General features: G+C 42.4%; 13 protein-coding genes. 1 reads left to right on the top strand and 12 read right to left on the bottom strand.

Features of this window, described 5'->3' with window-relative positions:
• Positions 1 to 215: 215 nt before the first annotated feature.
• A complete protein-coding gene (locus DD657_RS07345) occupies positions 216 to 2,222 on the top strand; it encodes a DUF4954 family protein (protein ID WP_021987532.1) in 2,007 nt (668 codons plus the stop codon).
• Positions 2,223 to 2,300: 78 nt separating this feature from the next.
• Here the strand turns inward: DD657_RS07345 and DD657_RS07340 are convergent, their stop codons facing one another.
• The 12 genes from DD657_RS07340 to DD657_RS07285 all read right to left on the bottom strand — a co-directional run bounded on the left by DD657_RS07340 (position 2,301) and on the right by DD657_RS07285 (position 14,310).
• A complete protein-coding gene (locus DD657_RS07340; RefSeq protein WP_287049272.1) occupies positions 2,301 to 3,014 on the bottom strand; it encodes a LytR/AlgR family response regulator transcription factor in 714 nt (237 codons plus the stop codon).
• A 9-nt stretch (positions 3,015 to 3,023) separates the two neighbouring features.
• Positions 3,024 to 4,067, bottom strand: a complete 1,044-nt coding sequence (locus DD657_RS07335) for a sensor histidine kinase (protein WP_021987530.1) — start codon at positions 4,065 to 4,067, stop codon at positions 3,024 to 3,026.
• An 87-nt stretch (positions 4,068 to 4,154) separates the two neighbouring features.
• Positions 4,155 to 5,375, bottom strand: a complete 1,221-nt coding sequence (locus tag DD657_RS07330; protein ID WP_287049271.1) for an ABC transporter permease — start codon at positions 5,373 to 5,375, stop codon at positions 4,155 to 4,157.
• Positions 5,376 to 5,491: 116 nt separating this feature from the next.
• The gene (locus tag DD657_RS07325) at positions 5,492 to 6,232 is read right to left on the bottom strand and encodes an ABC transporter ATP-binding protein (RefSeq protein WP_021987528.1); all 741 of its coding nucleotides are present in this window, start codon (positions 6,230 to 6,232) and stop codon (positions 5,492 to 5,494) included.
• Positions 6,233 to 6,386: 154 nt separating this feature from the next.
• On the bottom strand, positions 6,387 to 7,592 hold the full coding sequence (locus DD657_RS07320; protein WP_068690329.1) for an efflux RND transporter periplasmic adaptor subunit: 1,206 nt from the start codon (positions 7,590 to 7,592) through the stop codon (positions 6,387 to 6,389).
• Positions 7,593 to 7,618: 26 nt separating this feature from the next.
• Positions 7,619 to 8,935: a TolC family protein gene (locus DD657_RS07315; protein ID WP_068690332.1), complete on the bottom strand. Its 1,317-nt coding sequence runs from the start codon at positions 8,933 to 8,935 to the stop codon at positions 7,619 to 7,621.
• A gap of 208 nt (positions 8,936 to 9,143) precedes the next feature.
• Positions 9,144 to 9,749: an L-threonylcarbamoyladenylate synthase gene (locus DD657_RS07310; protein WP_021987525.1), complete on the bottom strand. Its 606-nt coding sequence runs from the start codon at positions 9,747 to 9,749 to the stop codon at positions 9,144 to 9,146.
• 92 nt (positions 9,750 to 9,841) lie between these two features.
• Positions 9,842 to 10,498 carry a fructose-6-phosphate aldolase gene (gene fsa / locus DD657_RS07305; RefSeq protein WP_021987524.1) on the bottom strand — a complete coding sequence of 219 codons (657 nt, stop codon included), beginning with the start codon at positions 10,496 to 10,498 and terminating at the stop codon, positions 9,842 to 9,844.
• Between the two features lie 133 nt (positions 10,499 to 10,631).
• Positions 10,632 to 11,009, bottom strand: coding sequence for a VOC family protein (locus DD657_RS07300; RefSeq protein WP_021987523.1), 378 nt, complete (start codon positions 11,007 to 11,009; stop codon positions 10,632 to 10,634).
• Between the two features lie 51 nt (positions 11,010 to 11,060).
• Positions 11,061 to 11,780 carry an MBL fold metallo-hydrolase gene (locus DD657_RS07295; RefSeq protein ID WP_118773146.1) on the bottom strand — a complete coding sequence of 240 codons (720 nt, stop codon included), beginning with the start codon at positions 11,778 to 11,780 and terminating at the stop codon, positions 11,061 to 11,063.
• A gap of 295 nt (positions 11,781 to 12,075) precedes the next feature.
• The gene (locus tag DD657_RS07290; protein ID WP_148453263.1) at positions 12,076 to 13,635 is read right to left on the bottom strand and encodes a lytic transglycosylase domain-containing protein; all 1,560 of its coding nucleotides are present in this window, start codon (positions 13,633 to 13,635) and stop codon (positions 12,076 to 12,078) included.
• Between the two features lie 12 nt (positions 13,636 to 13,647).
• A complete protein-coding gene (locus DD657_RS07285) occupies positions 13,648 to 14,310 on the bottom strand; it encodes a DUF5683 domain-containing protein (protein WP_068690335.1) in 663 nt (220 codons plus the stop codon).

The following is a 14,310-nucleotide window of genomic DNA, read 5'->3' as shown; positions in this document are numbered from 1 at the left end:
ACAATGAGTCCGTCCCAGTGTGTCATTTTTATTTTATTGCAAAATATTTTATACATAGTTTCACCGGCTTCGTAAAATTATATGCATAGAGAACGACTGTTTTATAAAATAATACACAACTCATTCTATATCAAACGTTAGCATTTAAATATTTACAAAAACATCTGGTTGAAAGTCGAGAATGTATTATCTTTAAGACCACAAAAAAGAAGAATATGAACGAAATATACAGACCGCTTACCCAAGAAGAAATAATCACATTAAAAAAACAAAATTGTACTGCTACCGACTGGAATCACATAAAAGTAGCCCCTCATTTCACTACCGACTACATTTCAAATGTCCGGTTTTCCGGAGATATCTATTTGGGTGAATTTTCCCAATCGTTCCATTTGGACGGAGGACTCTGCAAACATTCCGGCATATATTATGCGACACTGCACAATTGTCGTATCGGGAACAATGTATTAATCGAAAACATACCGAATTATATTGCCAACTACACCATCGGTGACGATTGTTTCATCCAGAATGTAAACCTCATCGTCGTCGAACAGAAAAGTAGTTTCGGAAACGGAACACCGGTTTCCGTGCTGAATGAAACCGGAGGACGTGAAGTTCCGATCTTCAATGAATTATCCGCACATCTGGCATATATTATAGCTTTATACCGCCATCTTCCCGTATTAACTGAAAAATTAAAACGGCTGATCGACCGATACACCGAAAAACATAGCTCTGAAACAGGATCGATCGGCCGGGGTGTCACCATTGTCAGCAGCGGTAGTATCCGTAACGTCATAATCGGCGACAAATGTACGATTGACGGTGCTTCCCGACTAAAAAACGGGACAATAAACAGTAACGAAACCGCTCCGGTCTATATCGGGCATAACGTTGTCGCCGAAGATTTCATCATCGCTTCCGGCACCAGTATTACAGACGGGGCGACATTGGTGCGCTGCTTTATCGGACAAGCCTGTCATCTGGGACATTTGTTCTCGGCTCACGATTCTTTATTTTTCAGCAATTGCCAGGGAGAAAACGGAGAAGCCTGCGCCGTATTTGCCGGTCCATATACCGTAACGATGCACAAATCCAGTCTGTTGATTGCCGGTATGTTTTCGTTCCTGAACGCCGGAAGCGGTTCGAACCAGAGTAACCACCTCTATAAATTGGGACCGATACATCAGGGAATTGTAGAGCGGGGATCTAAGACTACCAGCGATTCATATATACTGTGGCCGGCCAAAATCGGAGCATTTTCCTTAATCATGGGACGCCATGTAAATCATCCCGATACCTCCGACCTTCCGTTTTCCTATCTGATTGAAAAAAATAACCAGACGTATCTGGTTCCGGGAGTGAATCTACGAAGCGTCGGAACAATTCGTGATGCACTGAAATGGCCCAAACGGGACAAACGCACTGATCCCTGCAAATTGGATTATATCAATTTCAATTTACTTAGCCCATACACCATACGCAAAATGATCGCCGGTATCGAAGTACTGCATTCCCTTCGTTCCGTATCGGGCGAAACTTCTGAAGAATACTCCTACCAAAGTGCCCGGATCAAAAACAGTTCACTGGAAAAAGGCATCGTTTTATATGCCAAGGCCATCAACAAATTTTTGGGTAACTCGTTAATAAAACGTCTTGAAAACATCCGGTTCCGGACAAATGAAGAAATACGTTCACGCCTCAAACCGGATACCTCCAAAGGGGCCGGAGAATGGATCGATCTTGCAGGACTGATTGTTCCGCAAAAGGAAATAGAAAATCTGATTACCGCCATTGAAAACGGAGAAATCGATTCGGTAGAACAAATCTGTTCTTTTTTGGAAGCCTTACACCGTGATTACTATACCCTGGAATGGACCTGGGCTTGGGATACCATACAGAAATGGTATGATATCTCTCCCGACTCAATCACGGCTCAGGATATCATCCGTATCGTAAATATATGGAAAGAAGCCGTCATATCACTGGATGAAATGCTTTATAACGATGCCCGGAAAGAATTTTCATTAATGGCCCAAACCGGTTTTGGGGTAGACGGTACAAATCATCAAAAACAGATGGACTTCGAACAAGTCAGAGGTGATTTTGAAAGCAATCCTTTTGTAGAAACCGTCCGTCATCACATCTCCGACAAAACGGCATTGGGGAATGAACTGATCGAACGCATGGAAAAAATACATACAGACTGCCAAACGTAAATTGGAACAGCCTTTCCATTTTCCCCTCTGCTTCAGATCCCAATCTAAAATCTAAAATCTAAAATCTAAAATCAAAACCTACTTTATCCCTCCCCGATTCAACAAAGTCATAAATTTATCTTTATAAGAATCCGAAACCGGGATATATTGTTTACCGAAAACAATCCGGTTTCGCTCTACAACCCGGATTTTATCGGCCCGGACAATAAACGAGCGATGTACCCGGATAAAATCGGAAGAAGGCAATATTTCCTCGAGAGCTTTGAGGCTCATCAACGGAACGATAGGTTGTCCCTCTCCTTCCAGATAAATTTTGACATAATCCTTCAATCCTTCTACATATAGAATACGGTCCAATTCTATCTGTAGCAGTTTGTAATCCGTTTTCACGAATATACTCTTTAATTTTTCTTCCTCCGGTATACGACGAACCATCTCATACCATTGCAAAGCCTTATTGGCAGCCTGTAAAAAGTCAGGATAACTGATCGGCTTCAACAAATAATCCAAAGCATTCACCTTATAGCTATCCACCGCATACTGTTCGAAAGCCGTCGTAAAAATAATCCGGACATGTTCTCCTACGATCCGGGAAAACTCCATCCCGTTCAATTCAGGCATCTGAATATCCAGAAAAATCAAATCGATATCTCTCCAGCCTACTTTTTCCATAGCTTCCAAAGCACTGGAAAATTTACCGGCCAACTTCAAAAAAGGAGTCTTTGCCACATAACTCTCCATCAACTCCAAAGCCAAAGGCTCATCATCGATAATACAACAATTCAGATTCATACCCCCGATTTACAACGTATTCAATTTTAACTCTGCAATAAAACGTCCTTCCTTCACTTCCATTCCGAGCTCGTATCGCCCCGGATAAAGCAAAGCCAGACGCTTCCGTAAATTTTCCAATCCGATCCCCGACCCGCTCTTATCGTTTTCCGCTTTCGGGAAATAACTGTTTTCTACCCGGCAAATAATTTCCCGTTCCCCAATGGTATGTAAATTTACATGTATAAAAGACTCTCCTACCGGATGAACCCCGTGTTTAAAAGCATTTTCCACCAAAGTAATAAACAACAAAGGGGCCACTTCGGGATCGCTTTCCGCATAAATATCGGTCTCGATGTGTACCCTTTCCGGTAGCCGTATTTTCATCAAGGCAATATAATTATTCACAAATTCGATTTCCTTCATAAAAGGAACGTATGTCTGATTATTCTCATACAGCATATAACGTAACAACCGGCTCAAATCATGTACGGCATGTTGTGCCTTTTCCGGACTGAAAGCAATCAAAGAATAAATATTATTAAGCGTATTGAAAAGAAAGTGCGGATTCAACTGATTCTTCAAATTTTTTAATTCCGCTTCGGCATGCTCCCGTTCCAGCTCCTTTCGTTCTGTTTCAGAACGATACCAGTTCCCGGTCACCCGGATAGCTACGCTTAAACCGGCTGTCAAAGCCATCAACACAAAATCACGGGAAATAAACAGCAGTTTTGGAGGTCCCGGATGTGTCGAAACCGTTTTTTCCGCAAAATGTGTAAAATGATAAGTCATCCACGCATCCAGACATACGCATATAATCGATATGAGCAAAAGGTTCAGAAAAATATACCGCCATAATTTCTTACGAAACAAAACCCGCCGGATCAGCCAAAAATAATTCGTATAAAAAACAATCATAAAAGCCAGCGGTACAAAGGCATATCCTAAAAACCAACGCCAGGTTATAGCATTTCCCTCCCGTGTTGCAAAAAACAGGGGAAAACCGAACATAATACCCCAACCGATCACATGTATCAGCCAAAATAATTTCGACCTATCCTTTACTTGTTCCATCATACAATTTTTACCCGACAAAAGCCTGTCTCAAAAATAATAATTTCTTTTATACATTCATCTCCCTTCGGGATTTACCTCCGCCCACTACTCATAACGGATAGCTTCTATCGGGTCCAGTCCGGAAGCCTTCTGTGCCGGATACCAACCGAAAAATATACCCGTTACCGTACATACAACAAAAGAAAGTATGACGGAATACCATTCTACATATACCGGCCAGCCTGCGAACAGCTTCACCGTCCAGGAAGCTCCGATACCGAAAACAACTCCGATCAGTCCCCCTGTCACGCTAATCAAAATCGCCTCTATCAGAAATTGCGCCAGAATATCCCTGCCTTTTGCCCCGATAGACATCCGCAGACCGATCTCCCGGGTTCGCTCGGTCACGGATACATACATAATATTCATAATTCCGATACCCCCTACCAACAACGAAATTCCGGCAATACAAGCCAACAGCACCGTCATCATATCTGAGGTCGAATTCATCATCGAACTCAATTCCTGTTGCGAACGGATATTGAAATCGTCATCATCTGTATCCCTCAATCTGTGATTACGCCGTAAAATACTCGAAATCTCTTCCTCGGCAGCCTCTGTCTGCCCTTCACTCAATGCAGAACAAAAGATACTCTGTAAATGGGTGATGGCCAGAACACGTTTTTGAATCGTGGTGTAAGGTGCTAAAATCAGATCGTCCTGATCCATCCCCATTGTATTGTAACCTTTAGATGTCAATACGCCGATAATACGAAAAGGTATCTTACCAAAACGGATGATCTTACCGATCGGATTCTCTCCGTTGTTAAAAAGATTCTCCACAATGGTTTTTCCGACCACGCATACCTTAGCAGAACTCACAATGTCCTGTTCTCCGAACATATCACCTTCTGCTATTGAATATTTCCGGATGTCCAGGTAATCCGGAGTCACCCCATAAATGGAAGTCGGATAATTATTCGCTCCGAAAATCGTCTGTCCACTACTGCTCACGGAAGGAGAACAAGCTGCCACATAGCGTGTTTCATTCACAATCGCTTTATAATCTTCTAATTTCAGGCTCTGCATGGCGGCGGGGTCCTGACGTACTCCGCCACGCATATCTGCTCCCGGATGAATCATAATCATATTAGATCCCATCTCAGAAATCTGCGCCTTGATACTGCGTTTAGATCCCTGACCGATAGCGAGCATAGTGATCACCGAAGCGACACCGATGATAATTCCCAACATCGTCAGGAATCCCCTCATCTTATTGTTTCCCAAAGCTTTTAAAGCTATTCTGAATAAGTTTGTAAAATTCATATCTTCTCCGTTTCTGGGTATCCCCGTCGCCACAGACCGGGTTACTCTTTTTCATTATTAAAACCGGAAATCCTCACGGCAATACCGTTCATCCCCGGTAATTTCTCAAACCGGTATCAGTCATCCGTTTTCGGTAGGGCAGCCAATGTTTCCTTAGCTGAAGCGATATGTTCATTCCGGGTATCCTGTATCACATGCCCGTCTTTCAGAACAATGGTCCGACTGCTGTAAGCCGATAACTCCGGATTATGTGTCACAAACACGATGGTACGCCCACGGGCATGTAAATCCTGAAACAACGTCAGAATTTCAAAAGAAGTACGGGAATCCAGATTCCCCGTTGCCTCATCCGCCAATATCAATACCGGATCATTAACCAAAGCCCGGGCAATGGCCACACGTTGCTGCTGTCCCCCCGACATCTGATTCGATTTATGGTAAAGCCGGTCCTGCAGACTAACAGCATTCAAAGCTTCAATAGCCCGGCGTTCCCGCTCTTTGGCTGAAACAGCCGCATTATACATCAACGGCAATTCAACATTCTCAATGGCTGTTGTCTTAGGTAACAAATTATAAGATTGAAAAACAAAACCGATCTTATGATTCCGCAGTTCCGCCCGCTCGTTCTTTCCCATCTGCCGTACCGAATAGCCATCCAGCCAATACTCGCCTGTCGTCGGAGTATCCAGACATCCCAGAAGATTCAGCAATGTAGACTTTCCCGAACCGCTTGTCCCCATGATCGTGACAAACTCTCCGGCCTGTATGGAAAATGATATTCCGCGCAAAGCGTGAACAATTTCATCTCCTACAACAAAATCCCGTTTGATATCCTTTAATTCTATAATCGCATTCATCACTCATTTATATTTATCTGTCTTTCCGGCTATCCCCAACAAACCACTCATTTACAATTATGAAACACATTTAGGCGATCGCAAATTACCTGTTATTACTTTTCACCTTGTTTCCAGGCCTCTCTCCTTTTATCTGCCATCAATCTGTCGTCTCTTACTTTTTATTTTTCTTATCGCTTCCCGGCGGTTTAGGCATAAACGGACTGGATTCGGTTTCTCCGGTTTGCGGAGGCCCCATAGCCGGTTTACCCGTTTGCATCCCGATCACGACCTCCTCTCCTTCCTGCAAGCCGTTTACCACCTCCACAACAGAGGTCAACAAAGTACCTAACCGAACCTCTTTCTGTTCCAACGTATCTCCTTTCTTCACCCACACCGTTTTTTGCAATGCCGGATTTTCCACCTGTACCGGTTCCAAAATAACTCCGCTTGCTTCAGCAACCTGATAATCGGGGACAAACTTCAGGGCCTTCGGAGAAATTGTCAGCACACCGTTCTTTTCCAGGGTATAAATAGATACCGTCGCCGTCAATCCCGGCTTCAGCTTCAGATCGGGATTCGGTGCGCTGATAACGACTTCATAAGTCACGACGTTCGACTCGACAGTCGCTTCCAGGCGTACCTGAGTTACCACTCCCTCAAAAATATCGTTCGGATAGGCATCTACAGAGAATGTCACCCGCTGTCCGTCCATCACCTGACCGATATCGGCCTCATCTACATCCGCAATTACCTGCATCTCCGTCAAATCTTTAGCAATTGTGAACAAAGTCGGTGTTTCGAAACCGGCAGCAACCGTCTGTCCTTCTTCCACCTCCCGGCTGATCACGACACCGTCAATCGGACTGGTTATCACAGCATACCCCAGATTACGCCTTACCTTTACAATATCTGCTTTGGATTTGTCATAAGTGCTTTTCGCTTTTTCGTAATTATAGGTCGCACTCTCGTAATCGGTATCACTGATCAGTTTTTTCTCAAAAAGTACCTTGCTCCGGGCATAATTTTTCTGTTGATAATCATATTCGGCCTTGGCATTCGCCAATTGAGCCTCCTGTGATTCCAGTTCGGCCTGCAAAGTCACTTTATCCATTTCTGCTATCAACTGCCCTTTTTTTACGACACTATTGTAATCGACGTAAATTTTATCTACGATTCCGGATACCTGGGTACCGACATCGACTTTCGTCACCGGCTCAACCGTTCCTGTTGCAGAGACCATATTCGAAATACGTTCTCTTTTCACCTGTGTTGTCTCCCAGCTGAGTGCTCTCCCGGGCGAAGCTCCCAGAAAAAAATAGCAGACAACCCCGATAACCGCTACTCCGGCAATTCCTAAAACAATCTTTTTCATTTTCATATCGTTTTATTTATCGATTTCTTTAATTAATTCAACTGTATCCCTTTTCCCTGGTAAAAATTCAGCAATTGTAAATTCAATACAGCCATATATTTGGCTTGTACCAATTCTTGCTGTGCTGCCAGCAAATTATTTTTTTCAGTCAACAATTCTACCGTATTTTTCATGCCGAGATTAAACTGTTCTTCCACCAGGCTATAACTCTGCATGGCAGCCTTTACGCTTTCCATGGCAGCTTTATAACGATTTTGCGAAGACAGGGCATCCAAATACACCGTCTCAACGGTTTTCAACAACTCCTTTTGGGAATTTAAATAATCCAATTCTGCATTTTCGACACTCAATTGAGCCAGTTTTACTGCCGATTTGTTCTTACGGTTACCGGCAATGGGTACGCTCAGAGTAACTCCTACACTCTCGTTGAAATTATGCCTTAACTGATCTGAAAAAGAGTAACCGGAACCGGAAACATGACTTGTACCTATACCTGCCGTCAAATTCAAAGAAGGAAGATAACCGGCCTTTGCAATAGCAACATCGCTCTGTGCTGACACTACCGACAAACGGCTCCCCGCAATTTCCGGCATAAAATCCAATGCCGCCGTATATACCTCTTGTTTCGACGGCAATAGTTTCAATACATCGCTCTCCGACAGAGAAGGAATATTCAAACGGATATCGTCCATTATATTCAATTCAAGCAATTGCTTTAAAGACAACCTGTTTTCCTCTAAAGTCGCCCGGGCCGCCACCGTTTGATACTTATCGGTGCTGTATTGGGATTCCAGTTGAGCCAAATCGCTTTTCGAAATCGAACCGGCCGTATACAACTGCCGGGCACGCTCACACTGTTGTCTGGAAACTTCTTCGGTGTTTTTATTGATTCCGACTGATTCCATCGCATATAATACCTGCAAGAAACTTTCCGTGATTGCGATCTCTATATTGTTTTCAGCTTCCCGGATATACAGTTCCTGTATCTGATTCTGTAATTCCTGCTGACGAACCTGTTTTCGTAATTGTCCTCCCTGATACAAGGCAACGGAAGAGCTGAATCCGTAATTTCCACTATAACTGTTCTCGTCAGCCTCCACGGACTTCGGACGATTTACCCAATTGTGCGAACTTGAGAAGGAAAGAGAAGGGAATAATTGTGCTTTACTTTTCAAATACTGCTCCCGGTTCTCCTCCAAAGAGATTTTGCTTTTCTTCACCTGGATATTTTGCTCGCGAGCATATCGGATACACCTTGACAAATTCCACTCTTCCGGTTTATCCTGGGCTTTTACCCCTACAGGGGAAAATGCCAGCCAAATCATTATCGAAGTTATAACCCCTTTCATATCTTTTATTGTATTTTATACAAACAAAAATAGAAAGCGATCATTTTAAGGACAATTTTATTCGACACAGGCCAGCTATTTATCGACTGATTTCCCTTTTTTACCTATCAAACCACATCTGAAGAACAGGATATACGACACCCCGTTATAAAAAATGCCGGTATTCTACGCAAGAACACCGACATTCACTATAATTCATTATAACCGCTTACAACTCTCCGATCCCCTGCCGGATAATTTCCGGCTCATCTCCCGTACAATCCACAACTGTAGAAGCTACATTATGCCCATAGCCGCCATCGATAACCAAATCGACCGATCTGCAATATTTCTCGTGAATCAATTCCGGATCTGTCGTATATTCGACAATTTCGTCATCATCATGCACCGAAGTCGTAAGCAAAGGATTACCCAATTCCTCCACAATAGCCATTGCGATATAATTGGCCGGAATTCTGATTCCAATCGTTTTTCTGCGATTCATCAGAACATTAGGCAGCTTTGTCGTCGCATTCAATATAAATGTAAAAGGCCCGGGAAGGCAACGTTTCATTATTTTGAAAACCTCATCGCTCACCTTAGCATAGGTCGCAATATTACTCAAATCCCGGCATATCATCGAAAAACTGGCTTTTTCCGGCTTTATCCCCTTCAATGCAGCAATCCGCTGGACAGCTTTTACGTTATTGATATCACACCCGATAGCATATACAGTGTCCGTCGGATAAATAATGATTCCGCCTTTTCGCAGCAGACTTACAATTTTGAGGATATCCCTTTCATTGGGATTATCTTCAAATAATTTAATCAGCATAATATAGAGTCTCAAAGTCAAAGAGTCTCAAAGTCATCAAGCCTATTCCAGACCGGTGCCCTTGAGACTCTTTTGCCGGAATCCGGCAAAAATTATGAATTTACTTTCTGATAGTCCTCCAAAAACTTTGCCAAACCACTATCTGTCAAGGGATGCTTTAACAATCCCTTGATTGCTGCTAACGGGCAAGTAGCAACATCTGCTCCGGCTTCCATACATTGAATGATATGCTGCGTTGACCGTATCGAAGCAGCCAACACCTGCGTTTTAAATCCATAATAACCATACATATCTACAATCTTCACCACTAACTCAACGCCATCACTGGCAATATCATCCAAACGCCCTACAAAAGGAGAAACATAAGTTGCACCGGCTTTCGCAGCCAACAATGCCTGTCCCGGAGAAAATACCAACGTACAGTTGGTACGGATCCCTTTTCCGGTAAAATATTTAATGGCCCGGATTCCGTCTGCAATACAGGGAACTTTTACAACTATATTCGGATGCAAAGCAGCCAATTCCTCTCCCTCCTTAATCATTCCCTCATAATCGGTAGCGATCACCTCTGCACTTACATCTCCATTGACAATCTTGCAAATTTCGACATAATGCTTTTTGCAGTTTTCCTCTCCTTTAATACCCTCTTTCGCCATTAAAGAAGGATTTGTTGTAACACCGTCTAAAACTCCAAGCTCGTTTGCTTCCCGGATTTGATCTAAGTTTGCTGTATCTATAAAAAATTTCATAGTTTAGATTTTATTAATTAAAAAAGTCCGCATACGTTAGCGTTAGTGACGAAACAAAATTATGATTTTATCCCTAAAAAACGGCAGAAGAGGAGAAATATTTCTTTATTAGGTTCTAAACTCCGTTTGCAACCTACTTCTGAGGTAATATTTCAATCCAATAGCCATCCGGATCACAGATAAAATACAACCCCATCTGCACATTTTCATAACAGATACATCCCATCTCCCTGTGATAAGCACGTACCTGCTCATAATCTCCGGCTACCCGAAGACACAGATGATATTCTCCTTCTCCCAAATCATAAGGTTCTTTACGATCTTTAAGCCATGTCAACTCCAACGAAAAACCGGTCTCCCCATCCCCCAGATATACCAATATAAAAGAACCGTCTGCCGCCACTTTACGACGTATTTCTTTCAATCCCAAAGCCTTATTATAAAAGGCAATACTTTTGTCCAAATCCAATACATTAAAATTGAAATGATCAAACCTGCTCTTGATTTCCATAACTTTTATTTTTAATTCCTGTTTATAGCCTCTCCCGAAAGGAAAAATAACTTAAAATTCAACCGACATGCCGGGATGTGTCAATACAATGAATTCCGTTCCATGATTCTCCGCATATTCCCGAAAAGCATTTGCTTTCTCATACCTTTCCCAAAAATGCATCGGAACAAATTTCCGGACCGGAATACGATCTATAAACTGTTTTGCGCCTGACATATAATCCGCTCCCAAACGAGGATCAACCGGAAACATCGCCAAATCCAAAAAATCGGCATCCTTTGCCAAAACAGCCACTTCCCGTAAAAAAGCTTTTTCCGCTTCTTCCACTTCCTGTTCGGTAGATTCCTCTCTCCAATGCCAGTTATTCAAATCTCCGGCATGAAATATACGCTTCCCCTCTGTATGCAATAAAAAAGAAATGCCGACATCCGTCGATCCATATGCTTTAATCCGTAAGAAATCATCCTGCCATGTTTCTCCCTTATCCAACCAAACCACATCATCTTCCCACTCTTTATTTCCTTTTCGTATGTCCGAAGAAAGGATATAACGAAGATTTTTCTTCTCCGACCAACCGAATATCTCCGGATTAAAATGATCGGGGTGTGCGTGGGAAGCGAGTATATACATTCTTTTCTCCGTATTCCTCAAATATTCATGAACAGTTCCCTCTTTTCCCTTCCAACCGCTGTCTTTATAATAATCGATCACAACGACGATATTGTCATTCTCGAGTATAAAACCACTGTGGTATACATAAATAAGCTTCATAACCGATTCTATATTGTAGTCTTATCAAAATTAGCTCAAAAATCAATACCGACAAATGTAAAAACGGATTTAATTGTAAACAGGCCATATCCGCCGGTTTAACCGGAATTATTGATCCGCAACTGACACTTTTCGATCGCTCCATCCTGAAATGCCGATTTATTCTGATCTACGGTTCTTCTTTCTCTGTACAGTGAGAATGGTATGTTCCGCCTAAAACTGTAAATCTAAAATCAACCATGTATATCTCGTTTGTTGATGAAAAAAGCTGTCGTTTCCAACAGCTTTTATATCCTTAAATTTTTATCTTCAGTTTCTGGCCCGGCCTTATATCTTTAACGTCGTTTTCACTGATTCCGTTCCAACGCATAATATCCCGGTTTGTCACTCCCGGATATTTTTTGGCTATCGTCCAAAGATTCTCTCCTTTTTTAACAGTATAATATACAAATTCGCCGTCTATTGTTTCCACCTTCGGAACGTCCGTTTCATTCGTCACTTTCCCTCTATAGCTGGCCTTATCTTTATACTTCCCGACTTTACTGTTAGGTACATATACCACCAGCTTCTGACCAACCCGGATCGTCAAACGTCTGTTCAGGTTATTCCAATATTTCAAATCAGCCAGACGAACATTGAATTTAGCAGCAATCGCTCCCGGGACATCCCCGCTCCTAACGGTATAAACCAACCGGGCTTTATCCCCCGTCACACTCGCAACATGGGCATAACGTTTAAAACGGTCGTTCGGATTAGCCGTCCGGTCGCTATTGTCAAAATACACATTGCGCTTATAGGCAAAAATCGTATCCTGATTATCGATAAAATTACCGACATAATTATAAGGCATTTTCAAAACATACGACTTTCCTAACCCGGCCGGAATAATATCTTTAGTATATTGTGGATTTACATCACGTAACTCTTCCACTGAAATATCCATATTCTTACATATCTGGTCAAAATGAAGGGCGTCCTCAACCACAATCGTATCACAAATCGGAGGTAAAGTACTCTCTATCGGATAAATATTATGTTCCTTGCTGTAATTGAAAGCGTATATTGCTGCAATAAATGCAGGTACATATCCGCGGGTCTCCTTCGGCAAATGGTAATATATATCCCAATAATTCTTTTTCCCGCCGGAACGCCGGATGGCCTTGTTGACATTTCCAGGACCGCAATTATAAGCAGCTATCACCAGTATCCAGTCTTCATATATGCTGTACAAATCGTTCAAATAACGTACAGCTGCCTGTGTCGATTTCACCGGATCGAAACGTTCATCGATAAACGAGTTGATTTCCAGTTTATACATCTTCCCTGTCGGATACATAAACTGCCATAATCCGCAAGCCCCGGCCCGGGAGCGGGCAACCGGATTCAAGGCACTTTCGATTACCGGTAGATATTTCAATTCCAAAGGCATACAGTTAGCCGCCAAAGCTTCTTCGAAAATCGGGAAATAATATTCACTTGCCCCCAGCATCGTCGCTACCTGCATCCGTTTCCGTACCGTATACAAATCGATAAAATTCCGGACAATATTATTATAAGACAAATTTATAGCAGGATTCAGGGAATCCAACCGCAACAGATAAAGAGAATCCGGGAATTCCGGAACGGTTTTCAACATCTCTGCAATATAGGCCGAATCGACATAAGTGTCTGTTTTCTTCTGGTTTTGCAACCATTGAAGATAGTAATTATCTATTGTCTGAATAAAAGAAGGCTGAATACTATCCGTCAACTGCCCTTCGGACTTCAACATACTGCTATCCTCTACCGACACAAGCTCCTGACCTCCGGCAATCTTACATACACATAAAAATACAATCCAAACCAACAAACGCATAATTCAATCCGATTAAAAAGTTAAGGTTAAAGTCAGTCCTACCATTCCACCCGAAGAAGGACTGTAAAAAGAAGAAGGTTGTATATTCAACGAAAGATCGTCGTCTATTTCAAAATCATAAAAATGAGCAAAAACACAGGCATCGATAATTTGCAAAGCATAGATTGCTCCCATTGTAATGTAAAGCAAATCCCGGTTACGTTTGAAATTATCTTTCTTATTCTGTAACTGACGCTTAAAATTAGACTGCTGCTGAGGTGTAAAATTCTCAACATCTCCTCCGACATATACCTTATCCCAGGATGGATTTTCAGGATAAGGAGTATTGGGATCTTTGGCTTTCTCTTCCAAATAAACGGTATAGTCCACAAAAGCATTCTTATATTTCTTAAATTGCTTGGTATTCCAACTGATACCATATACCGTAGCTCCGATACCACCATACAGAATAGGTACTTTCCACCACTGTCCGTTATAAATCTGTCCGGACCCCGGAAGGGCCAAAGCCATATAGGTCGCTTTTTTGGGAGAATGCGGCTTTTTGGTAATTTTTTCAGCAACAATAAGTGTATCTGTCGTTACTACGGTCGCCGTATCCGCACTGCTTTCCACATTTTGAGCCCGGACACTGACACATGCCAACAATACCGATATGACTATTAAAAATGCTCTCAC

Origin of the sequence: Culturomica sp., assembly GCF_003524185.1 — a bacterium.
Classification (GTDB): Bacteria; Bacteroidota; Bacteroidia; order Bacteroidales; family Marinifilaceae; genus Culturomica; species Culturomica massiliensis.
The sequence above is the reverse complement of the archived record's forward strand: the minus strand, read 5'-3'. Positions and strand labels throughout refer to the sequence as shown.